The organism is Aeromicrobium sp. (genome assembly GCF_049587115.1).
Taxonomy (GTDB): domain Bacteria; phylum Actinomycetota; class Actinomycetes; order Propionibacteriales; family Nocardioidaceae; genus Aeromicrobium.
Window position 1 is genome coordinate 37,059 of the sequence record NZ_JBAVDI010000021.1, and the last position, 21,538, is coordinate 58,596.

Consider the following 21,538-nt stretch of genomic DNA (forward strand, 5'->3'; position numbering starts at 1 on the left):
CCATGACCGAACTGACCTACCGCTACGTCGCACTGAGCGACACCGGTCTGCGCCGAGCCGGCAACGAGGACTCCGGCTACGCCAGCGACCACCTGCTGGTCGTTGCCGACGGCATGGGCGGTGCTGCTGCGGGCGAGCTCGCCTCGTCCGAGACGATGCACGTCATTCGGCAGCTCGACCGCAGTGACCTCGACGGCGACGCGATGGCGGCTCTCGAGCAGGCGGTCGACGACGCCAATGAGCGCCTTGCCGCGCTGATCACGGCCGATCCCGCGGTGGAGGGCATGGGCACGACGCTCGACGCCCTGCTGTGGGACGGCGAGAAGTTCGCCTTTGCCCACATCGGTGACTCCCGGGTCTACCGCCTTCGCGGGCCTGAGCTGACCCAGATCAGCACGGACCACACCTTCGTCCAGAGCCTGATCGACGAGGGTCGCATCTCTCCGGCCGAGGCGAGGGTCCACCCGCACCGCTCGCTGATCCTGCGAGCCATGCTGGGTCGCGACGACAACGCCGCCGACCTCAGCTGGCTGCAGCCGAGCCTCGGCGATCGCTACCTGTTGTGCAGCGACGGACTGACCGACATGGTCACCGACGACGTCATCCGCCGCACACTGGGCGCGGAGACGATCGACATGGCAGCGACCGAGCTCGTCCGCCTGGCGCTGGAGGGTGGCGGTTACGACAACGTCACCGTCGTCATCGCCGAGTTCGTCCGGCTGGGCACGGAGCCGGACGAGAACCTGTCCTCGGCCGACGGACAGCCGCAGCTCGTCGGCGCCGCCGCAAGCCAGGAACGGCCCCGCACGGGCGAAGGCACCAGCGGCACCGACGCCACGCGCCGCAAGGCGGCCGACCTCGACCCCGAAGAGCTCCGCTACGCACCCCGGCCACCGAGTCGAAACCGCTGGTTCCGCTGGGTGGCGGCTCTCGTCGTGATCATGGCGATCCTCGGCGCGGTCGGCGCATACGCGTACGACTGGTCGCAGAAGCAGTACTTCGTCGCGGCTGACAACGGCAAGGTCACGATCTTCCGCGGTGTCCAGGCCGACATCCCCGGCATCACGTTGCAGCACGTGGAGCGGGTGACCGATGTCGAGCTGTCCTCCCTGCCGGAGTTCCGGCGCCAACAGGTAGAGGCTGGCATCCAGGCTTCCAGCAGGGCCGATGCCGAGAAGACCGTCGCGGAACTTGACCAGCTCGCCGTCAGGCCAACCCCGGCGCCGACCAAGACCCCGAGCAGGAAGCCGACACCCAGCAAGACCACCTCGGCGGCAGCCGCGAGCGCGGTATGGCTTCAATGACGACGCCCGCATGGGTCCCTCGCAAGCGGCGAGGGGCCGAGTTTGCGCTGACCGTGCTGGCGGTCTTCATCGGCATCGCTGCGTATGCGGCGGTCGGTCTGGGAGCCGAGGGCACGGTCCCGGCAGACACGTACAAGCTCGGCGCCGCGCTGATCGTCCTCGCGATCGCCACCCACCTCATCGTGCGCCGAGTCGCGCCCTACGCGGACCCTGTGCTGCTGCCGCTGGTGATCGCACTCAACGGCCTGGGACTCGCGATGATCTACCGCCTCGACCTCGGTCGGCAGCAGATCAACCCCGACCGCGCCGCGTTCGCCAACTCCCAGTTGGTCTGGACCGGGTTGGGTGTCGCGGCCTTCGCCGGGATCTTGATCCTGGTGCGTGATCATCGCCGACTGCAGTCGCTGACCTACACCTTCGGATTCGCCGCGATCGCGCTACTGATCCTGCCGCTGCTTCCACACTTCGGGCGCACGATCAACGGTGCACGCATCTGGGTCAACTTCGGTCCGTTCAGCTTCCAGCCCGGTGAGGCCGCCAAGGTCTGTCTCGCGATCTTCTTCGCGGGATATCTCGTGGTCAAGCGGGATGCGCTGGCGCTCGCGGGTCGCCGCGTCCTGGGCATCGACCTGCCCCGGGGACGCGATCTCGGTCCGATCCTCGGCGGCTGGCTCATCAGCGTCGGCATCCTGGTCTTCCAGCGTGACCTCGGCTCGTCGCTGCTGTTCTTCGGCCTGTTCGTCGTGATGCTCTACGTCGCGACCGAGCGACCGGGCTGGTTGATCGTCGGCGCCGGTCTGTTCACCGTCGGCGCATACTTCGGCTATCTCGCCTTCAGCCACGTGCGGGTTCGCTTCGACGCGTGGCTCGACCCGTTCGGCGATCCAGACGCCAATGGTCAGATCATCAACGGCCTGTTCGGACTCGCGCACGGCGGCGTGCTCGGCAAGGGGCTGGGTCAGGGCAGCCCCCAGCTCACGCCCTATTCCTTCTCCGACTTCATCGCCGCATCGATGGGCGAGGAGCTCGGGCTCACCGGGCTCATGGCGATCCTGCTGATCTACGGACTCATCGCCGAGCGGGGTCTGAGGATTGCGCTGACGTGCCGCGACGCCTTCGGCAAGCTGCTCGCAGCCGGCCTTGCCTTCTCGTTTGCGCTGCAAGTCTTCGTCGTCGTCGGCGGCGTCACCCGGCTCATCCCGTTGACGGGTCTGACCACACCATTCATGGCACAGGGTGGCTCCTCCGTCGTGATGAACTGGGCCATCATCGGCCTGCTGCTGCGAATCAGCGACCAGACCCGACGTCCCGCCCCCGAGATCTCCTCGTTCGACAGCAACGAGGAGACCCAGGTGGTGAAGCTGGCATGAACCGACCGATCCGCAACATCGCCGTCGCCTGCCTCGTGCTGTTTCTCGCGCTGCTGGTCAACCTCAACTATGTGCAGTTCGTCCAGGCCGACAGCCTCAACGCCAAGAATGGCAACAAACGGGTCATCAATGAGGAGTTCTCGCGTGACCGCGGTGCGATCCTCGTCGATGGGAAGCCCGTGGCCGAGAGCGTCAAGGCGTCCGACGAGTTCAAGTACCAGCGGCGCTATCCCGATGGTGGCCTGTACGCACCGCTCACCGGCTACTTCTCCTACGTCTTCGGTCGCGGCGGCCTGGAGAACTCTCAGAACAGGGTGCTGTCCGGGAGCGACAACCGGTTGTTCGTCAACCGGGTGGTCGATCTGGTGTCCAACAAGAGGGCCAAGGGCGGCAGCGTCGAGCTGACGATCGACCCGTTGGCGCAGAAGGCCGCCGCCGAAGGCCTCCAGCGGCTCGGCAAGAACACCAAGGGTGCCGTGGTCGCGCTCGACCCGCAGACCGGCGCGGTGCTGGCCATGGTGAGCCAGCCTTCGTACGACCCCAATCGGCTGGCCAGCCACGACTTCAGCGCCGTGCAGAAGTCGTGGAACGCGCTCACCTCGGACAAGGACCAGCCGATGACCAACCGGGGGACGCAGCAGACGCTCCCACCCGGCTCGACATTCAAGCTCGTGACGGCCGCGGCGGCTCTGGAGAACGGTGTCGTCGACAACATCGACGACAAGATCAAGGCCGGCGCCCTGCTGAAGTTCCCCGGAATCCAGTACACGCTGCCCAACGAGAACGGCGGCAACTGCGGCGGCGACAAGATCACCTTCGAGCGTGCGCTCAACGTCTCGTGCAACGTTGCGTTCGGCGCCTTGGCCGGCAAGATCGGGCAGGACAAGCTTGCCACCCAAGCCGCGAAGTTTGGCTTCGGAACCGACCCGATCGACGGGATCGCAGCAAACCCCAGCCGGTTCGCTGGCGCCGACAGCCAGCTTGAGGCACCTCAGCTCGCGCAGTCCGGCATCGGACAGTTCGAGGTCGCCACGACTCCACTGCAGATGGCCATGGTCGCCGCTGGCATCGCCAACGGCGGCGAGGTCATGAAGCCGTACGTCGTCAAGACCGTCCGCGCGCCCGACCTGCGCGTCCTGGACCGGCCGTCCGGCGAACGCCTCGGTCAGGCCATGAGCGGCTCCAACGCCGCGAAGCTGCGCAAGATGATGATCAGCACCGTGACTCGTGGCACCGCGACCTCGGCGATGATTCCCGGCGTCGACGTCGGCGCCAAGACCGGTACCGCGCAATCCACTCCCGACCGCCCACCGTATGCCTGGTTCGTGTCCTTCGCTCCTGCGGGCAAGGACCCGAAGGTCGCCGTCGCGGTGCTCGTCGAATCCAGCAACACGGTCCGAGATGAGATCGCCGGCGGTCGCCTGGCTGGCCCGATCGCTCGCTCCGTCATGGAGGCCGTGCTCGGAAAATGACCTACCCATCAGCGAACAACCCGCTCGGATCCGTCGCCGCTACACGCGCGACACCGCGCTCGCCCGCTCTGACGACACCTTCTGGGAGACTGACACCATGACCGAATCCGGCGACGAGACGATCCGCCTTGGCGACCGCTACGAGCTCGGCGGTCTGCTTGGCCGAGGGGGCATGGCTGACGTGCGCGTCGGCCGTGATCTCCGCCTGGGCCGTACTGTCGCGGTCAAGCAGCTTCGCGGCGACCTGTCGGCCGACGACACCTTCCAGGCCCGCTTCCGCCGCGAGGCTCAGTCCTCTGCCGCGCTCAACCATCCCTCGATCGTCGCCGTGTACGACACCGGGGAGTCGACCGACAAGCACGGTAGCCACGTGCCGTACATCGTGATGGAGTACGTGGAGGGGCAGACCCTCCGCGACATCATGCGCGGGGCGGAGAACGGCCGCAAGATCCTGCCCGAGCGAGCCCTGTCGATCACCGCCGATGTGCTGAGCGCGCTGGACTACAGCCATCGGTCGGGCATCATCCACCGCGACATCAAGCCCGCCAACGTCATGCTGACGCCATCCGGGCAGGTCAAGGTCATGGACTTCGGCATCGCCCGTGCGATAGCCGACACCTCGTCGGCCATGACGCAGACGGCGGCCGTCATCGGCACGGCGCAGTATCTCTCCCCAGAACAGGCACGGGGGGAGACCGTCGATGCCCGCAGCGACATCTACTCCACCGGCTGCCTGCTGTACGAGCTGCTGACCGGGAGGCCGCCGTTCGTCGGTGACAGTCCGGTCTCAGTCGCCTACCAGCACGTGCGCGAGGAGGCTCGCCCACCGTCGCAGCTCAACCCCGATGTGAGCGCAGCAATCGACAACATCGTGGCCAAGTCGCTCGCCAAACGAGTCGAGGACCGCTACCAGAGCGCTGCCGACATGCGTATCGACCTCGACCGGGTGCTTGCCGGCCAGGACGTCGAGGCCCCCGCGGCAGCCACCGCGATCGCTGGCGGCACCGCGATCGCAGCCGCCCCTGTGCTCCCGCCGCCCACCGGGGGCGCGCGTCGCGCGGAACCGGACCTCGACGACGACACCGACAGCACCGCCAAGTGGTGGTGGATCGGTCTGATCGCCGTGCTCCTGCTGGGGGCGATCGCCTTCGGCATCTACAAGGCCACCGAGGCACCGCCCGCGGTCAAGCAGGTCACCGTCGCGGATGTCTCCGGCAAGGAGGTCGACGCAGCGACCCGTGTGCTGGAGCGACAAGGCCTGGTGGTGGCCGACAAGACCCAGGAAGAGGCCAGCGGTGACGTCGGTCAGGGCGAGGTCATCAGGACCGATCCATCCGCGGGTGACACCGTCGACGATGGAAGCACCGTGACCCTGGTGGTCAGCGCCGGCCCCGAACAGGTCACGATGCCCGACGTCCGACAGCTGCAGTTCGACGTCGCCAAGAAACAGCTCGAGGATGGCGACGGCAGTTTCAAGGTCAGTCGCAAGGATGTCGACAACAGTGCTGACGAGGGCGTCGTCATCAACAGCACTCCGTTGGTCGGCGAGCAGGTCGACGTCGGATCGAAGGTCACCCTGTTCGTGTCGAAGGGCCAGGTCACCGTCCCGAACGTCGTCGGCCAGAACATCGACGACGCGACCAAGACCCTCAAGAAGGCGGGCCTCAAGGTCACCCAGACCGACGACAAGGCAGCCACAGCCCCCAAGGACGACGTCACCGCGCAGTCGATCGACCCCAACAGCAAGGTCCCACCCGGCACGACGATCGAGCTGACGGTCTCGGCCAATCCCGGTCCGGATCCCGGGAAGACCGATGGTGCGGACGGTGGAGTTCCCGGCGGTGGGCTGGCCGACGGCGGCTGACGGGTCAGCCCGAGGTGGCCGTGGCGTGGTCAAGGCTGACCTCGCCGGCATACGCCTCGGCCTTGATCTGGCCGACGGTCTCGATCTCGAGGCCGAGCTCGTACTTCGCGGCGTAGTCGGCATACGTCACGGTGTCGTACGACGTGACCAGTGCCGACTCCATCCCGGCGGTGTCGCCGATCGCCTCGATGACATACGGCGGCGAGTAGGGGACGCCATCCAGGACCACGGTGTTGCCGACGCACTTGATGCCTGTCGTCGTGATGAGCCGCTGCCCCTGCAACGTCACGGCCTCGGCGCCACCAGCCCAGAGCGCGTTGACGAAAGCCTGGATGTCCTGCTGGTGCACCACCAGCAAGTTGGGGTTGATCCCCGGAGCATCGACCGTGCGCGGGGCGTCAGTCAACGTGACCCGGACACCGGGGCCCGTCACCGCAGTGAGTCCCGTGGGCTCCTCGAGCTGCTTGACCCGGGTGCGAAAGACGTCGAGCTCGGCGCCCGGGACGCTGGCCGAGAGCCCGTCGATGTCGACGCGCAGACTCCTGGCGTCAGCGCGACGTTCGTCGACGCGATGGGCACGCTCCTGCAGGAGTGAGGCAAGATCACCCCCCGCTGGACGTAGGTCCGCGCCGCCGGCACTGACCGATGCTGCGACGAACAAGAAGCCGGTGGCGGCGAAGACGCCGAGCACGGCCAGCGGCCAGCGCTGGCGCGCGTGCGTCCCTGTCTTTGCCACCCAGAACCCCTCTCACCTGATGGCCTAGGCTATCGGAGAGCACCCATCGATGCGGTCGCGGCCGCAGCAACCTTCCGGAGACGTCGTGGCGAAAGACAAGACCCCTCAGGGACCCAAGCCCACCAAGATCGGAAACCGTTGGGCTGGTCCGGCGATGGTGATCTCTGGCATCATCGGCCTGCTGTGGATCGTGGTGTTCTACACCGTGAGCAACCAGGCGATCGACTATCCCTCGTTCCTACAGTGGTACGACGACCTCGGCAGCTGGAACATCGTGATCGGCATGGGGTTCATCGTCTCCGCGTTCGGTTTCGCCATGAAGTGGGAGTGAGTTACACCCGTGTAGTTATCCACACCTGTATGCACAGCTGTTGACAATCACATGCGTGTAGTTAGCCCCGGAGCTGTCCGGTCCGGATGATCAAAGACACGACTATCCCGACCCACAACAGGGTCAGCACGCCCACCTGAACGAGAGTCCGGCGGTCTCGCGGCGCGTAGGCGAAGGCCAGGCCCAGCACGCAGCCGACGACGAAGCCACCGAGGTGGCCCTGCCAACTGATGTTGCCGCGAGTGCTGAGGAAGGCGTTGATCGCGAGCAGCACCAGGAGCGTGGTGACATCCTGCTTGGCCTTGAGCAGGAAGATCAGTGCCATTCCGAACAGTCCGAAGACCGCACCGGATGCTCCGATCGTCAAGGCTCGAGGATCCGACAGCCAGTAGACGAACACCGAGGCACCGATCGCCATGGTGATGTAGACCGCAACGAAGCGAACCGTCCCGAGGGCGCGCTCGACGAAGGGTCCGAAGAGGTACAGGGCGTACATGTTGAACGCGATGTGCAGGACGTTCTGGTGCAGAAATGCCGAGGTCAGCAGCCGCCAGTAGGCCCCGTCATCGACACCGGTCAGGACGTCGCCAGAGCTGTTGACCGCGCTGGACGACAACATCGAGCCGTGCTGGAAGACAGGTCCGCTGTTGCCGCCGCTGGCCAGGGTGACCAGGAAGGCCACGACATTGATCCCGATCAGCACCAGGGACACGGTGCCCACGCGCCCCGAGATCGCCCCGCCGGCGATCGTGCGGGGTGCGCGCACCGTCTTGGCGCCCTCAGCGACACATGACGGGCAGTGGAAGCCCACCGATGCGTCGTTCATGCACTCCGGACAGATCAGCCGCTCGCAGCGCTGGCACGAGATGTAGGCCTCGCGGTCAGGGTGCCGATAGCAGCGGTAGTCCGAAGCGGGAAGATTCACGCCTCGCGACGCTCGATCGTCAGCTTCTCGATCACGACCGGGGTGGTCGGGCGATCGAAGCCGTCGGTCGCCACGGCACCGACGGCGTCCACGACCGCCTTGCTGTCGGCGTCGACGACCTCACCGAAGATCGTGTGCTTACGGTTGAGCCAGTCGGTCGGCACCAGTGTGATGAAGAACTGGGAACCGTTCGTGCCCGGCCCGGCGTTTGCCATGGCCAGCAGGTAGGGGCGGTTGAACTGAAGATCGGGGTGGAACTCGTCCTCGAACTCGTAGCCCGGACCTCCCGTGCCGGTACCGAGCGGATCGCCGCCCTGCAGCATGAAGTTCGGGATGACACGGTGGAAGCCGATGCCGTCGTAGAACGGCTGATTCGAGATCTGGCCCGTCTTGGGGTCGATCCAGTCCTTGGTGCCCTCGGCGAGACCAACGAAGTTGTCGACGGTCTTCGGGGCGTGGTCGGGGAAGAGCTCCACGACGATGTCGCCGTGGTTGGTCTTGAAGGTCGCAATCAGCGAAGCCACAGGGGGTTCCTTTCGGTGTGCTGAGATCATCTTTTCATGCGATGCCAAGCGCGGAGCAGCGGCAGGCGGGTGCCCTGTCCACCGTTCTGGTCGCTATCGTGAGCGGCATGCCGCAGCCACAGAAGAGACATCCGGTTCGCAAGCTCGTTCTGCTCCTCCTGATGGCAGCCGCCGTCGTGGCATTCCGCAACGCAGTCGCCGACAAGGGCGGCTCGTACGACCCCGCCGAGGCAGGTACCCGCTGATGCCGGTGTCCCACGAGCGCACGGATTCAGGCATCGCGATCCTGACCTTCGGCCTCCCGCCGGTCAACCTCTACTCGCTCGAGCTGCACGACGACTTCGACCGCGTGCTCGACGAGATCGTGGCTACGCCTCCGCGCGCACTCCTGATCCGGGCCGAGGGCAAGATCGTCTCTGGCGGCGTCGACGTCTCCCAGTTCCACGCTCGCCGGACCAAGGCCGACACCCAGGCGCTGTACGACAGGATGCTCGAGCTGCCGACCCGCATCGACGCGCTACCGTTTCCGACGATCTTCGCGGCCCACGCCCTCACACTGACCTGGGCGTTCGAGGTCGCGGTGGCGTGCGACATCATCCTGGCCTCCGAGAAGGCCAAGTTCGGCCTGGTCGAGCGGGTCATCGGATTGACGCCCACGATGGGCGGCACCCAGCGCCTGGCAGCCCGCGCCGGTGTGGGTCGCGCCAAGGAGTTCGTCTTCACCGGCGACCTCTACGACGCCACGACGATGGAACGCTGGAACGTCGTCAATCGCGTTCTACCGGCCGAGAAGTTCGATGACGCCGTTCTCTCCTTCGTGGAGCACATCGCGGTCGGACCAACCCAGGCTTTCGCAGCGGCGAAGGACATCCTGCGCCACTTCGAGGCCGGCGGTGTGCCTGAGTCGATCGCTCGGACCACGGCTATCGCGGCCGAGCTGTTCGACACCGATGACCTGCAGCACGGCACGGAGTCGTTCCTGCGCGACGGGCCGGGCAAGGCGACCTTCACGGGCCGCTGAGGTCAGCTGGTCAGCTGGGACGCGTCGGCCGCGTGCACCGCGGCGGTCGCCCGATGCTCGGCCCAGAAGCTCACGAACGGGATCGTGGCCAGCAGCATCGTCGTGATGATGAACGCCGGCTGCCACCGATGACGGCGAGCCAGGACCGCGATCAGCACCAGGAGCCCCATGAAGAGGTAGCCGTGAATCATGTCCACGACGCCGATGGCACCGGAGTTGCGATTCCACCACGAGGAGTCGTCGGTGGAGAGCTGGGCGAGCCAGGCGCCGATGACGAAGATCAGGTTGATGCCCACGACATAGGCGAGCACGCGATAGGCGACGGCCACTTTGTTCACGCGGTCAGGCTACCTTCGCCCTCGCAGTGGCCACGCTCTCGGCCGACATCCGCCACCACATGAACACGGTGAAGAGGCCGAAGATCCACCATTGCAGGGCGTACGCCAGATTGCGCAGGCCGACGGTCCAGGAGACGTCGCCCGGCTCCGGTGGCGGCACCAGCTCGAGCCCACCGGAGGAGGATGCAGTCGTGCTGATGGCGAACCCCGAGAACAGGTCGTACGGCAGCTCGTTCGTCAGCGCCGGAATCCGGACCGAGCCGATCTCCCGTCGGTCCGGATCGAAGGCCGAGCCGCTGGCTTCGCCCGGCTCGAGCACCGCATCGATGCTGATCCGACCGGGGGGAACCTCAGGCGGATCGGTCACGGCCGGCGCCCAGCCACGCACGACCAGCAACGCGCGATCGCCGTCGACGATCAAGGGTGCGAGCAACCAGGCACCGGAGCGTCCACCCAGCTTCTTGTCGCTGACCCACACCTGCTCGTCCGCTGGTGCGAACGAGCCCTCGGCCTTCACCGGGCGATGATTCAGCCTGGCCTCGAACGGCTCGTCCGGGCCCCACAGAGCCGACAGGGCCACTCGCGGGACGTCCTGCTGATCGGCTCGTTCATGCCCTTGGCGGGAGTCGTACACGCCCAGCTGCCACAGCCCCATGAACACGCAGAACACCAGCGCAACGACCGCGAACACGTGGAGACCCACGAGCCCCGGCCGCAGCCACAGCCGCGCGGTCGTGCCGCGGCTCACGCCGTGAAGGGCGCGATGTCCGGGTAGAGCGGGAAGCGCTCGGCCAGCACTGTCACTCGCTTGCGCAGACCCTCGACGTCGACGTCTCCGGGCAGCAGGGCGGCGGCAATGATGTCCGCCACCTCGGTGAACTCCTCTGCTCCGAATCCACGGGTCGCCAGCGCCGGCGTGCCGATACGCAGTCCTGAGGTAACCATCGGCGGGCGGGGGTCGTTGGGCACGGCGTTGCGGTTGACCGTGATGCCGGCCTCGTGGAGCAGATCCTCTGCCTGCTGTCCGTCGAGTGCGGAGTCGCGCAGGTCGACCAGCACGAGGTGCACGTCGGTGCCTCCGGTCAGGACATTGATTCCTGCCGCGCGAGTGTCATCGGCCATCAGTCGCTCAGCAAGGATCTGAGCGCCCTCGATCGTGCGCCGCTGGCGCTCGGTGAATTCCGGCTCGAGCGCCATCTTGAATGCCACGGCCTTGGCAGCGATGACGTGCTCCAGCGGGCCGCCCTGCTGACCGGGGAACACCGCGGAGCGCATCTTCTTGGCGACGTCATCGTCATTCGTGAGGATCGCGCCACCACGAGGTCCACCCAGCGTCTTGTGCGTCGTGGTCGTGACGATGTGCGCGTGCGGCAGCGGGCTCGGGTGCAGGCCGGCGGCGACCAGGCCGGCGAAGTGCGCCATGTCGACCCACAGCTTGGCGCCGACCTCGTCGGCGATCTCGCGGAACAGCGCGAAGTCCAGCTGGCGCGGGTAGGCAGACCAGCCGGCGATGATCACCGTGGGACGGTGCTCGTGTGCCAGCGCTCGGACCTCCTCCATGTCGACCAGGCCGGTCTCGGGGACGACGTGGTAGGCGATCGGGCGGTAGAGCTTGCCGGAGAAGTTGAGCTTCATGCCGTGCGTCAGGTGGCCCCCATTGGCCAGGTCCAGCCCGAGGATGGTGTCACCGACGGTCGCGATGGCATGCAGGGCAGCGGCGTTGGCGGTGGCGCCGGAGTGGGGCTGGACGTTGGCATAGCCCGCGTCGAAGAGCTGCTTGAGGCGATCGATCGCGATCGTCTCGACCTGGTCGACGAACTCACACCCGCCGTAGTACCGCTTGCCGGGATAACCTTCGGCGTACTTGTTGGTCAGGACGCTGCCCTGCGCCTCGAGCGAAGCGACCGGTGCGAAGTTCTCCGACGCGATCATCTCCAGCGTCGACTGCTGACGGTGCAGCTCGGCGTCGAGCAGCGCTGCGATGTCAGGGTCGAACTCGGACAGGTGCTGGTTGTGGCTCATGAGCCAAGGGTATCGGGCGGCCCGTGGGCGCTGGCCGGGTCCCGGCCCCGAAGGTCTCCGCTTCGGTAACCAAAATGAAATCTTTCCGAACGGTTCGGCGGGGTCTGCCGCGTGTAAGTTGCGAAACGGCTCAGTCCCATCATGTGGACAATCCGCCGTACTCATGTGGTGCGGCACAACCGGTAGGAGAGCAATGAAGAACTTCCGACGAGGTATCGCGCTGGTCGCGGTCGCCTCACTGGCCAGCATCGCGCTCGCCGCGTGTGGGCAGAGCAAGGACAGCAGCGGGGACAAGGGCGGGGGACTCGTGGTCGGTACGACCGACAAGGTCGTCTCGATCGACCCGGCTGGCTCGTACGACAACGGCTCGCTCAACGTCCAGACGCAGGTGTATCAGTACCTCCTCAACTTTCCCGAGGGCAGCACCGAGCTGACCCCGGATGCCGCGTCGAAGTGCTCCTTCACCAAGCCCGTCGAGTACACGTGCACGATGAAGGACGGCCTGAAGTTCGCCAACGGCAACGCCCTCACGGCGTCCGACGTCGCGTTCTCCTTCAAGCGGGTCGTCGCGATCGAAGACCCCAGTGGGCCGTCATCGCTGCTGGGTGCCATGAAGTCGGTCGAGGCGCCGGACGACAAGACCGTCGTGTTCACGCTCGCCGCGCCCAACGACCAGACCTTCCCGCAGATCCTCGTGACGTCGGCCGGCCCGATCGTCGACGAGGAGACCTACCCCGCCGACAAGGTCCTCGACGACGAGGCAGCGGTCAAGGCGAACGGCTTCTCCGGCCCGTACACGATCGCGAGCTACAGCAAGAACCAGCTCGCGGAGTTCAAGGCCAACCCTGACTACGACGGCACGTACGGAAAGGCGAAGACCGATCGGGTCACGATGAAGTACTACGCGCAGTCCGACAACCTCAAGCTGGACATCAAGAACGGCAAGATCGACGTCGCGTTCCGTTCGCTGACACCGACCGACATCGCCGACCTCGACAAGTCCGACGGTGTCACCGTGCACACCGGTGCGGGCGGCGAGCTGCGCTACATCGTGTTCAACTTCAAGACCATGCCGGGCGACAGCAGCGAGCAGAAGCTCGCGATCCGCAAGGCCGTCGCCTCCTCGGTCGATCGCGAAGCGCTCTCGAAGCAGGTTTACAAGGACACGTTCACCCCGGCCTACTCGATGGTCCCTGAGGGCCAGACCGGCGCGACCGAGGCGTTCAAGGACGCATACGGTGCAGGACCTGACAAGGCCGCTGCGGAGAAGTTCCTGACCGATGCGGGCGTCAAGACTCCGGTCAAGATCGCACTGCAGTACAACCCCGATCACTACGGCTCCAGCTCGGACCAGGAGTACAACGCGGTCAAGCGTCAGCTCGAGAGCACGGATCTGTTCGCGGTTGACCTGCAGTCCACCGAGTGGGTCACGTACCAGAACGAGTACAAGGAAGACGGCTACCCGGTCTTCCAGCTCGGCTGGTTCCCGGACTTCCCGGACGCCGACAACTACCTGTCGCCGTTCCTGAGCCCGGACAACTTCACGAAGAACCACTACAACCAGGACAACTCTGATCCGACCATGACGAAGCTGCTCGACTCCGAGCGGACCGATGGCGACCAGAACTCCCGGGTGGCCACCCTCAAGCAGGTGCAGGATCGCCTCGCCGAGAAGATCCCGTTCCTGCCGCTGCTGACCGGCTCGCAGGTGGCGATCGCCCGGGACAACGTCAAGGGTGTCGAAAAGACGCTGGACGCGTCATTCAAGTTCCGATTCACCTCGCTCACCAAGTAGGTAATCGAGCAACATCTGACGGCAGGGCGGGCTCGACGAACACCGAGCCCGCCCTGCCTCATCAAGGAAGCAGTCCCCGATGACAACAGCCGAAGCCGTCGCGCCCATGTCCCCCCCGCCGGATGAACCCCCCGCAACCCGGCGGAGCATCAGCCCTCTCGCGCGTTACCTGCTGGTCCGGCTCGCTCTGATCGTGCCGATGATCTGGGTGCTCGTGACGATGGTGTTCCTGCTGATGAGGGTCATCGGCGATCCGATCTCCGCGGCTCTCGGTGGCCGGCTCAGTGCTGAGCAGATCGCTGAGCGCAAAGCTGCGGCCGGCCTCGATCGGCCCATCCTGACCCAGTACTGGGAGTACATCAGCGGCCTGTTCCACGGCGACTTCGGCACTACCCTCACCGACAATCGCTCGGTTTCCGGCATCCTGATCGAGAACGGAGCCGCAACGCTCGAGCTGTCGTTCTGGTCGCTGCTGGTCGCGTTCGCGATCGGCATACCGCTCGGTCGGCTGGCTGCGCGCTATCGCGATCGCCTGCCTGACGTGGCCCTGAGGCTGTTCGCGATCCTCGTCTACGCCGCCCCCGTGTTCTTCGTCGGCCTGCTGCTCAAGCTCGCGTTCACCCCCTTCGGCTGGCCGTCGTCAGGTCGAGCGTCGATCAACACCGAGCTCACCCTGCAGAACGTTCACCCGCAGACCAACATCATGATCGTCGACTCACTGCTGTGGGGTGAGCCGTCGCTGATCTGGGATGTCCTGCAGCACGCCATGCTCCCGGCCATCGCACTCGGCCTGCTGACCGGTGGTGTGTTCCTGCGACTCGTCCGGGTCAACCTGCTGCAGACCATGCGGATGGACTATGTCACCGCAGCCCGTGCGAGGGGCGTCAGTGAACGGCGGGTGCTCAACAAGCATGCGTTCCGCAACGCGCTGGTGCCGGTGGTGACCGTCATGGGTCTGCAGATCGCTCTGCTGCTCGGCGGAGCGATCCTCACCGAGACGACCTTCGAGTGGAAGGGTCTGGGTTACCAGCTCGCCCAGTACCTCATCCGGCGTGACTTCCTGGCCGTGCAGGGCATCGTGACCCTGCTGGCACTGATCGTCGGAATCACAAGCTTCCTGATCGATGTCATCGTCGCATTCGTCGATCCGAGAGTGAGGTTCTGATGAAGCGATTCATCCCGTCCGTGGTTCGGCAGTCGCACGGCCTGCAGCGCTTCATGCTGTTCCTCGGCTTCGCGCTCATCTTCGCCTTCATCCTGATCGCGATTTTCGCTCCGTTGATCGCGCCCTACGGGTTCAACGACAACAGCTCCGGCGGCGTCATCTTCGGCACCCAGCAGCCGCCGTCCGCTGACCACTGGTTCGGCACGACCGTGGGGGGCACCGATGTGCTCTCGCGGGTCATCTACGGCACACGGACCGCCGTCGAGGTCATCGTTCTCGCGGTCATCCTGTCGGGAATCATCGGGGTGCCACTCGGCCTGCTGTCGGGCTATCTCGGCGGCTGGATCGATCGCATCCTGGTGCTGATCATGGATGCGCTCTATGCCTTCCCGTCGCTGCTGCTCGCGATCGTCGTCGCGATCGTCCTGTCGGGTGGCAACAGTGGTGCCTTCGGCGGCATCATGGCCGCGGCGATCTCGATCACCGTGGTGTTCATCCCGCAGTATTTCCGGGTCATCCGCAACGCAACGGTCGCCATCAAGGTCGAGCCGTTCGTCGACTCGGCGCGTGTCGTCGGTGTCCGGACGCCGCGCATCCTGCGCAAGCACGTCTTTTCGAACGTGTCGCAGTCGCTGCCTGTCATCGGCACCCTGAACGCCTCCGAGGCCATCCTGACCCTCGCCGGCCTTGGCTTCCTCGGCTTCGGGATCGAGCCGTCGGCCGCCGCCGAGTGGGGATACGACCTCAACAAGGCCCTACCCGATGCATCGTCCGGGATCTGGTGGACCGGCGTGTTCCCCGGAACGGCGATCGTCCTCATCGTGCTGGGCGCGACCTTGGTGGGCGAGAGCCTCAACGACATCCTCAATCCGCTGCTGCGGACGCGGGGTGCCGACACCACGTCGGCCGATGAGGCCGAGATCCAGCACGAATTCGAAGAGGTCAGCGGCGATGAGGCTGCTGCCGTCGCGACCCGCACGGTGGAGGCGGGCGACGAGCTCCGCGTCGCAGCCCTGTCCCTGACCGACCTGGCCGTGACCTTCCGGACCGATGCCGGTCGGATCCACGCCGTCAACGGCATCACGTTCGACGTCGCTCCTGGAGAAGTCGTCGCAGTCGTGGGCGAGTCCGGCTCGGGCAAGTCGGTCAGCTCACGCGCGATCCTCGGTCTGCTGCCGTCCACTGCCGGGGTCACCGGCTCCGTCAAGCTCGGAGACCGCGAGCTGCTCGGAATGTCCAATGGTGAGCTGCGGCCGATCCGCGGCGACAAGGTCTCGATGGTCTTCCAGGAGCCGTCGACCGCCCTCAACCCCGTGTACACCGTCGGGTGGCAGATCATCGAGGGAATCCAGGCTCATGGTCGCACCTCCAAGAAGGACGCCCGCAAACGTGCCGTCGAGCTGCTCGACATGGTCGGCATGCCGGACCCGGAGAGACGAGTCGACTACTACCCGCACCAGTTGTCGGGCGGTCAGAAGCAGCGTGTGGTCATCGCCATGGCCATCGCCTGCGACCCCGACGTCATCATCGCGGACGAACCGACCACCGCCCTCGACGTCACGGTCCAGGCGGCCATCCTGGAGCTCCTCCTGTCCCTGCGCGACCGCCTCGGTACGGCGATCGTCCTGATCACCCACAACATGGGCGTGGTCGCCGACATGGCCGACCGGGTCGTGGTGATGTACCGCGGCAATGTGGTCGAGGAGGCGCCAGCACGCCAGCTCTTCGCTGCGCCCCGACACCCCTACACCCGGGCGTTGCTCGAGGCGGTACCCCACCTCGGGCAGGCTAACGGTCCCGGTCTGGTCGACGACAACGACATCGTCCTGAAGGTCAACGACCTGGTCGTGGACTTCCCCGGAGGGTTCGGTCAGCCGACATTCCGAGCAGTCGACCACGTCTCCCTGGAGGTGCGCAAGGGCGAGGTGCTCGGCCTGGTCGGTGAGTCCGGCTCGGGCAAGTCGACGATCGGGCGCACCACAGTGGGTCTGCAGCAGCCGACCAGTGGCACGATCCATGTGTCCGGCAACGAGGTGTCGGGGCTGTCGGATCGGCAGCTGCGCCCGCTGCGCTCGCGCTTCGGTTTCGTGTTCCAGGATCCGGCGTCATCACTCAACCCGCGGATGTCGATCGGCCAGTGCATCGCGGAACCGCTGCACGTCCAGACCGACATGACGCAGCCGGAGGTCGAGGCCAAGGTGCTGGCACTGCTGGACAGCGTCGAGCTCGGTGGTTCGTACGTCGGTCGATTCCCCCATGAGCTGTCCGGTGGGCAGCGTCAGCGGGTCAGCCTGGCCCGCGCTCTGGCCCTGGACCCCGATCTGCTGATCGCGGACGAGCCGACCTCTGCACTCGACGTGTCGGTGCAGGCGCGGGTGCTCGAGCTGTTCACCGACCTCCAGCAGCGTCTGCAGTTCGCGTGCTTGTTCATCAGCCATGACCTCGCCGTCGTCGACACACTCGCCAACCGTGTTGCGGTGATGCAGCACGGCAAGCTGGTCGAGATCGGTCCTCGCGAGCAGGTGCTCGGCAATCCCCAGGAGGACTACACCAAGCGGCTCATCGCGGCGGTGCCGGTGCCGGACCCCGACGAGCAGCGCCGACGCCGCGAGGCTCGCGGACATCTGCTGACCGACATCTCCTGACCCGTCGCCCAGCCATCGCGTTGATCACGCATCGCGGTGGCCGGCGGGCCGGATTGGGATTGAGGGCGCAGACTCTAGGCATGGGTCCGCTGCACATCGTCCGCACCAGGGTCGGTGATGCGATCTTCGCCAGGGTCGCTGGCGACGAAGGTCCCGCCCGTCGCGACCGGATCCATTTCGCCGAGGGCCCGCGCCGCTTTGCACCGGGATCGGCAATCCACGTCGTGCACTCCGATGCCTCGATGTTCGTCGGCGGCATTCGCGCACTGCTGCTGCAGTCGTTGCATCCGCTCGCGATGGCAGCCGTCGATGCACACTCGGGATTCCGCGGCGATCCGTGGGGCAGGCTGCAGCGCACCAGCACATTCCTGGCCGAGACGACCTTCGGTACCGACGCGGACGCCGACCGGGCCATCGCCGTGGTCCGGTCGGTCCACGAGCGGGTCCGTGGGACCGCTCCCGACGGCCGGCCCTATGTCGCCTCCGACCCGCACCTGATCCGCTGGGTCCACGTCGCGGAGATCGACAGCTTCCTTCGCGCGCATGACCGCTACGGCGCGGAGCCGCTGGATGCCGCTGGCCGCGACGCCTATGTTGCCGACACCGCCCATGTGGCCCGGGCTCTGGGTGCGGTGGACGTGCCCGAGACCGTCGCCGACCTCGATCGGGTGCTGGCCGAGTACCGCCCCGAGCTGGAGGCCACCCCCGCCGCACGCCAGGCCGCTCGTTTCATCCTCGTGCGGCCACCCGTGCCGCTGGTGCTGCGAGCGCCGTACGGCCTGTTGTCCGCCGCCGCTGTCGCGATGATGCCGCGGTGGACCCGCTGGCCGCTGCGACTGCCGTGGCTGCCCGTGACGGAGGCCACGACGGTGCGGGCCAGCGGAACCGTGATGACCGGGGCGATCCGATGGGCCCTGGGATCGGCGCCGCCGTTACCGGAACTCACGTGACCGTGTGATCGGCGCTCATCGGGGTACGCGGAGATCGAAGGAGTGATCCAGGTGAAGAAATTGACTGTGCTCGCCATCGGCATGACCGGCTATGTCCTCGGGGCCCGCGCCGGACGCGAGCGGTACGAGCAGATCAAAGATCAGGCGACGCGAGCGTGGAACAACCCCACGGTCCAGAGCGCCGTCGACGACGTTCAGGCCCAGGCCAAGCAGACCGGCGCCGACGTCGGCCGCACGGTCGGGACCAAGGTTGCTGATGTGGCTCGGGACGCGCAGACCAAGGTCACCGACCGGCTTGGCGCTGCAGACGCCGACCCGGCGTCGGACACCTACCGTCCGGACGATGAGGCCGTGGCATCGCGGTCGGTACCCGGTGAGGCACGCATCGCGGACGCCGCCCATGAGGGGACTTCGTGACCCGCACGGCGATCGCGGCCGATCGGTGCTGTCATGACCGCTGATCTCGAGCGAGAGATCGACCAGACTCGCGAGCATCTAGCCATGACCGTTGATGCGCTGGCCGCCAAGGCGCACACCGCTCGTCGGCGTGCCGCCCTCGCGGTGGGCGTGGGCGCGGTCGTGGTCGTGGTGCTGCTGGTGGCGCGCCAACTCCGCTGAGCATCGCGCCTGCTGAGTCAGTGCCCGCGCGCGATCCACTCCTCGAGGTGAGGTGCCTCGGCTCCGATGGTGGTGTCCTCGCCGTGGCCGGTGTGGACCACGGTCTGGTCCGGAAGCATCAGAAGTCGCTCGCGGATCGAGTCGATGATCGTGTCGAAGTCCGAATATGATCGACCGGTCGCGCCCGGCCCGCCGGCGAAGAGCGTGTCACCGGTGAACACAGCAGCGAGATCCTCGGAGTACAAGCAGGTTCCGCCCGGGGAGTGTCCCGGTGTCGGAATGGCCCGCAGAGTCGCACCGGCGACGTGGAAGGTCGCACCGGTGTGCAGTTCGCGATCCGGTGGCCCGTCGTGCTCGGCGTCCCACAGCATCCGGTCTGCCGGGGGAAACCACACCTCGGCTCCCGTGGCCCGACCGAGCTCCACCGCTGCGTTGATGTGATCGTTGTGGCCGTGCGTCAGCACGATCGCCACGACCGTCCGGCCGTTGATCGCGTTGAGGATCGCGGGCGCGTCGTGTGGCGCGTCGATGACCAGAACCTCGGCATCGTCGCCTATCAACCACACATTGTTGTCGACGTCCCAGCTGCCGCCGTCCAGGCAGAACTGGCCGGCCGTCACGACTTTGTCGATGCGCGCCGCCATCAGAACTCCACCACCGAACGCAGCACGTCGCCCTCATGCATCCTGGCGAACGCCGCCTCCACGTCGTCGATGCCGATCGTCTCGGTCACGAACGCGTCGAGATCGAGCCGGCCCTGCTTGTAGAGGTCGACCAGCATCGGGAAGTCGCGCGACGGCAGGCAGTCGCCGTACCAGCTGGACTTGAGCGATCCGCCACGTCCGAACACGTCCAGCAACGGGATGTCCAGCTGCATCTCTGGCGTTGGCACGCCGACCAGCACGACAGTGCCGGCGAGGTCTCGGCCGTAGAACGCCTGCTTCCACGTCTCGGGTCGACCGACCGCGTCGATCACGACATCGGCGCCGTTGCCGCCGGTCAGGCTCCGGATCGCCTCGACGACATCGCCCGACCCGGCGTTGATCGTGTGCGTGGCACCCATGGTCTTGGCCCAGTCGAGCTTGCGATCGTCCAGATCGATCGCGATGATCTTCGATGCATTGGCCAACCGGGCTCCGGCGACCGCTGCTGCACCGACGCCGCCACACCCGATCACGGCGACCGAGTCACCGCGCTGCACGTTCCCGGTGTTGATCGCAGCACCGAGGCCTGCCATCACACCGCACCCCAGCAAGCCCACCGCGGCGGGCGATGCAGTCGCGTCGACGACCGTGCACTGGCCCGCTGCGACCAACGTCTTGTCGGCAAACGCCCCGATGCCCAGAGCCGGCGACAGCTCCGTGCCGTCCTCGAGACACATCTTCTGCGTCGCGTTGTGAGTGTCAAAGCAGTACCACGGACGCCCACGCAGGCAAGCCCGACAGTTGCCGCACACGGCGCGCCAGTTCAGCACCACGAAGTCGCCAGGTGCAATCTCTGTGACCCCCTCGCCGACGGCCTCCACGACACCGGCGGCTTCGTGACCAAGCAGGAACGGGAACTCCTCGGTGATGCCGCCCTCGCGGTAGTGCAGGTCCGTGTGGCACACCCCGCACGCGGAGATGTCGACGACGGCCTCCCCCGGGCCCGGGTCTGGAATCACGATGTTTTCGACGGTGACGGGTGCGCCCTTCGAGCGGGCGATCACCCCGCGAACGATCTGCGACATGCGGAGCTCTCTCAAAGTGGGGTCGGTCATGGCGACGTTATCTCCCAGCTCATGCCACCGCCACATCAGCCGACGCGGCAGCTCGATGCAGGTGAATGACACCGATGTAGTTTGTCCACAGACATGTGCACAGATGTGGACGTAAAGCGTTCACGGATGCCTCGTTCGGACCCCTAACCCCCTGCTAGCGAAGCTGACGACACGGTCTAGGCATTACTGGCACGGCAGCTGCGGCCTTCGAGGTCACGCTGCGCGGGACAGTCGGGCGTCTCGTCGCCAGCAAAAGCCTCGCCATCGAGAAGGATTCATCCGCCCTAGACCGCGTTCCATCCGTGAAGTCTCCGCTTCGAGTTGATCTGTCTCAACGAGAATGGTGGGGAGAGGACTCGCCCGTCACTGCATGGCGCGATACCAAGCATTCGTAACGGAAACGGAACGCCTTTGATCGACACTCGTCCCATGACGTCAACCCGACGTGGTCTCCGTGAGGTGCGGCGACTTCTTGGCACGTCAACGATCGCTTGGGGGCTGGTAGTTGCGGCCTTCGGGCTCACGGGGGCATCGGTACTTGTTCACGTGGTAGCCGGGACCCCGATCGCCGTCTACAGCACGGGGTTCGTCTGGGCGATCACCCTTGTATTCACCCTGACCGGGCTCCTGATAGCGCTCCGTCACCCGGCAAATGCGATCGGCTGGCTCTTCCTCGGGATAGGGGTCTCAGCGGGTGTC

At 66.3% G+C, this 21,538-nt stretch carries 22 protein-coding genes; 14 read left to right on the forward strand and 8 right to left on the reverse strand.

Going from position 1 to position 21,538, the window contains the following annotated elements; genetic code table 11:
* Positions 1 to 2: 2 nt before the first annotated feature.
* The 4 genes from WB461_RS02240 to pknB all read left to right on the forward strand — a co-directional run bounded on the left by WB461_RS02240 (position 3) and on the right by pknB (position 6,010).
* Positions 3 to 1,304, forward strand: coding sequence for a PP2C family protein-serine/threonine phosphatase (locus WB461_RS02240; protein ID WP_423851092.1), 1,302 nt, complete (start codon positions 3 to 5; stop codon positions 1,302 to 1,304).
* Positions 1,292 to 2,674 (forward strand): FtsW/RodA/SpoVE family cell cycle protein, encoded by a 1,383-nt coding sequence (locus WB461_RS02245; protein ID WP_423851093.1) that lies wholly within the window; start codon positions 1,292 to 1,294, stop codon positions 2,672 to 2,674. The genes WB461_RS02240 and WB461_RS02245 overlap by 13 nt, the downstream gene beginning before the upstream one ends.
* A complete protein-coding gene (locus tag WB461_RS02250) occupies positions 2,671 to 4,146 on the forward strand; it encodes a peptidoglycan D,D-transpeptidase FtsI family protein (RefSeq protein ID WP_423851094.1) in 1,476 nt (491 codons plus the stop codon). The genes WB461_RS02245 and WB461_RS02250 overlap by 4 nt, the downstream gene beginning before the upstream one ends.
* Before the next feature lie 97 nt (positions 4,147 to 4,243).
* Positions 4,244 to 6,010, forward strand: coding sequence for a Stk1 family PASTA domain-containing Ser/Thr kinase (gene pknB, locus WB461_RS02255; protein ID WP_423851095.1), 1,767 nt, complete (start codon positions 4,244 to 4,246; stop codon positions 6,008 to 6,010).
* A 4-nt stretch (positions 6,011 to 6,014) separates the two neighbouring features.
* On the opposite strand, the gene WB461_RS02260 is transcribed toward pknB, so the two are convergent.
* Positions 6,015 to 6,746 (reverse strand): DUF881 domain-containing protein, encoded by a 732-nt coding sequence (locus tag WB461_RS02260; RefSeq protein WP_423851096.1) that lies wholly within the window; start codon positions 6,744 to 6,746, stop codon positions 6,015 to 6,017.
* 49 nt (positions 6,747 to 6,795) lie between these two features.
* Here WB461_RS02260 and WB461_RS02265 point away from each other — a divergent pair, with 49 nt between their 5' ends.
* Positions 6,796 to 7,077 carry a cell division protein CrgA gene (locus WB461_RS02265; protein ID WP_423851097.1) on the forward strand — a complete coding sequence of 94 codons (282 nt, stop codon included), beginning with the start codon at positions 6,796 to 6,798 and terminating at the stop codon, positions 7,075 to 7,077.
* Between the two features lie 61 nt (positions 7,078 to 7,138).
* Here WB461_RS02265 and WB461_RS02270 read toward each other — a convergent pair whose 3' ends face one another.
* The gene (locus tag WB461_RS02270; protein ID WP_423851098.1) at positions 7,139 to 8,002 is read right to left on the reverse strand and encodes a rhomboid family intramembrane serine protease; all 864 of its coding nucleotides are present in this window, start codon (positions 8,000 to 8,002) and stop codon (positions 7,139 to 7,141) included.
* Positions 7,999 to 8,517 carry a peptidylprolyl isomerase gene (locus WB461_RS02275; RefSeq protein ID WP_423851113.1) on the reverse strand — a complete coding sequence of 173 codons (519 nt, stop codon included), beginning with the start codon at positions 8,515 to 8,517 and terminating at the stop codon, positions 7,999 to 8,001. Before WB461_RS02275 ends, WB461_RS02270 begins: the two co-directional genes overlap by 4 nt.
* A gap of 116 nt (positions 8,518 to 8,633) precedes the next feature.
* Between WB461_RS02275 and WB461_RS02280 the strand changes: the two genes are divergently transcribed.
* Positions 8,634 to 8,771 (forward strand): hypothetical protein, encoded by a 138-nt coding sequence (locus WB461_RS02280; protein ID WP_423851099.1) that lies wholly within the window; start codon positions 8,634 to 8,636, stop codon positions 8,769 to 8,771.
* The gene (locus WB461_RS02285) at positions 8,771 to 9,547 is read left to right on the forward strand and encodes an enoyl-CoA hydratase/isomerase family protein (RefSeq protein WP_423851100.1); all 777 of its coding nucleotides are present in this window, start codon (positions 8,771 to 8,773) and stop codon (positions 9,545 to 9,547) included. The genes WB461_RS02280 and WB461_RS02285 overlap by 1 nt, the downstream gene beginning before the upstream one ends.
* Positions 9,548 to 9,549: 2 nt before the next feature.
* On the opposite strand, the gene WB461_RS02290 is transcribed toward WB461_RS02285, so the two are convergent.
* Genes WB461_RS02290 through glyA form a run of 3 tightly spaced genes read right to left on the reverse strand, consistent with a single transcriptional unit; the run spans position 9,550 to position 11,907 of the window.
* Complete coding sequence (locus WB461_RS02290) at positions 9,550 to 9,885, reverse strand: DUF3817 domain-containing protein (protein ID WP_423851101.1); 336 nt, start codon at positions 9,883 to 9,885, stop codon at positions 9,550 to 9,552.
* Positions 9,886 to 9,889: 4 nt separating this feature from the next.
* Positions 9,890 to 10,633 (reverse strand): SURF1 family protein, encoded by a 744-nt coding sequence (locus WB461_RS02295; protein ID WP_423851102.1) that lies wholly within the window; start codon positions 10,631 to 10,633, stop codon positions 9,890 to 9,892.
* Positions 10,630 to 11,907, reverse strand: coding sequence for a serine hydroxymethyltransferase (gene glyA / locus WB461_RS02300; RefSeq protein WP_423851103.1), 1,278 nt, complete (start codon positions 11,905 to 11,907; stop codon positions 10,630 to 10,632). The genes WB461_RS02295 and glyA overlap by 4 nt, the downstream gene beginning before the upstream one ends.
* Before the next feature lie 193 nt (positions 11,908 to 12,100).
* Between glyA and WB461_RS02305 the strand changes: the two genes are divergently transcribed.
* From WB461_RS02305 to WB461_RS02330, 6 genes are all read left to right on the forward strand, one after another.
* Positions 12,101 to 13,702: an ABC transporter substrate-binding protein gene (locus tag WB461_RS02305; RefSeq protein ID WP_423851104.1), complete on the forward strand. Its 1,602-nt coding sequence runs from the start codon at positions 12,101 to 12,103 to the stop codon at positions 13,700 to 13,702.
* 79 nt (positions 13,703 to 13,781) lie between these two features.
* On the forward strand, positions 13,782 to 14,867 hold the full coding sequence (locus tag WB461_RS02310) for an ABC transporter permease (RefSeq protein WP_423851105.1): 1,086 nt from the start codon (positions 13,782 to 13,784) through the stop codon (positions 14,865 to 14,867).
* Entirely contained in the window at positions 14,867 to 17,512 is a 2,646-nt protein-coding gene (locus WB461_RS02315) for a dipeptide ABC transporter ATP-binding protein (RefSeq protein ID WP_423851106.1), read from the forward strand. The genes WB461_RS02310 and WB461_RS02315 overlap by 1 nt, the downstream gene beginning before the upstream one ends.
* Before the next feature lie 80 nt (positions 17,513 to 17,592).
* Positions 17,593 to 18,462: an oxygenase MpaB family protein gene (locus WB461_RS02320; protein ID WP_423851107.1), complete on the forward strand. Its 870-nt coding sequence runs from the start codon at positions 17,593 to 17,595 to the stop codon at positions 18,460 to 18,462.
* A gap of 51 nt (positions 18,463 to 18,513) precedes the next feature.
* Positions 18,514 to 18,879, forward strand: a complete 366-nt coding sequence (locus WB461_RS02325) for a hypothetical protein (RefSeq protein ID WP_423851108.1) — start codon at positions 18,514 to 18,516, stop codon at positions 18,877 to 18,879.
* A gap of 33 nt (positions 18,880 to 18,912) precedes the next feature.
* Positions 18,913 to 19,080 (forward strand): DUF3618 domain-containing protein, encoded by a 168-nt coding sequence (locus WB461_RS02330; RefSeq protein WP_423851109.1) that lies wholly within the window; start codon positions 18,913 to 18,915, stop codon positions 19,078 to 19,080.
* 17 nt (positions 19,081 to 19,097) lie between these two features.
* Here WB461_RS02330 and WB461_RS02335 read toward each other — a convergent pair whose 3' ends face one another.
* The gene (locus tag WB461_RS02335) at positions 19,098 to 19,724 is read right to left on the reverse strand and encodes an MBL fold metallo-hydrolase (RefSeq protein ID WP_423851110.1); all 627 of its coding nucleotides are present in this window, start codon (positions 19,722 to 19,724) and stop codon (positions 19,098 to 19,100) included.
* Complete coding sequence (locus tag WB461_RS02340) at positions 19,724 to 20,809, reverse strand: S-(hydroxymethyl)mycothiol dehydrogenase (RefSeq protein WP_423851114.1); 1,086 nt, start codon at positions 20,807 to 20,809, stop codon at positions 19,724 to 19,726. The genes WB461_RS02335 and WB461_RS02340 overlap by 1 nt, the downstream gene beginning before the upstream one ends.
* Before the next feature lie 459 nt (positions 20,810 to 21,268).
* Between WB461_RS02340 and WB461_RS02345 the strand changes: the two genes are divergently transcribed.
* Positions 21,269 to 21,538: hypothetical protein (locus WB461_RS02345; RefSeq protein WP_423851111.1), on the forward strand; the 270-nt coding region annotated here is incomplete at its 3' end.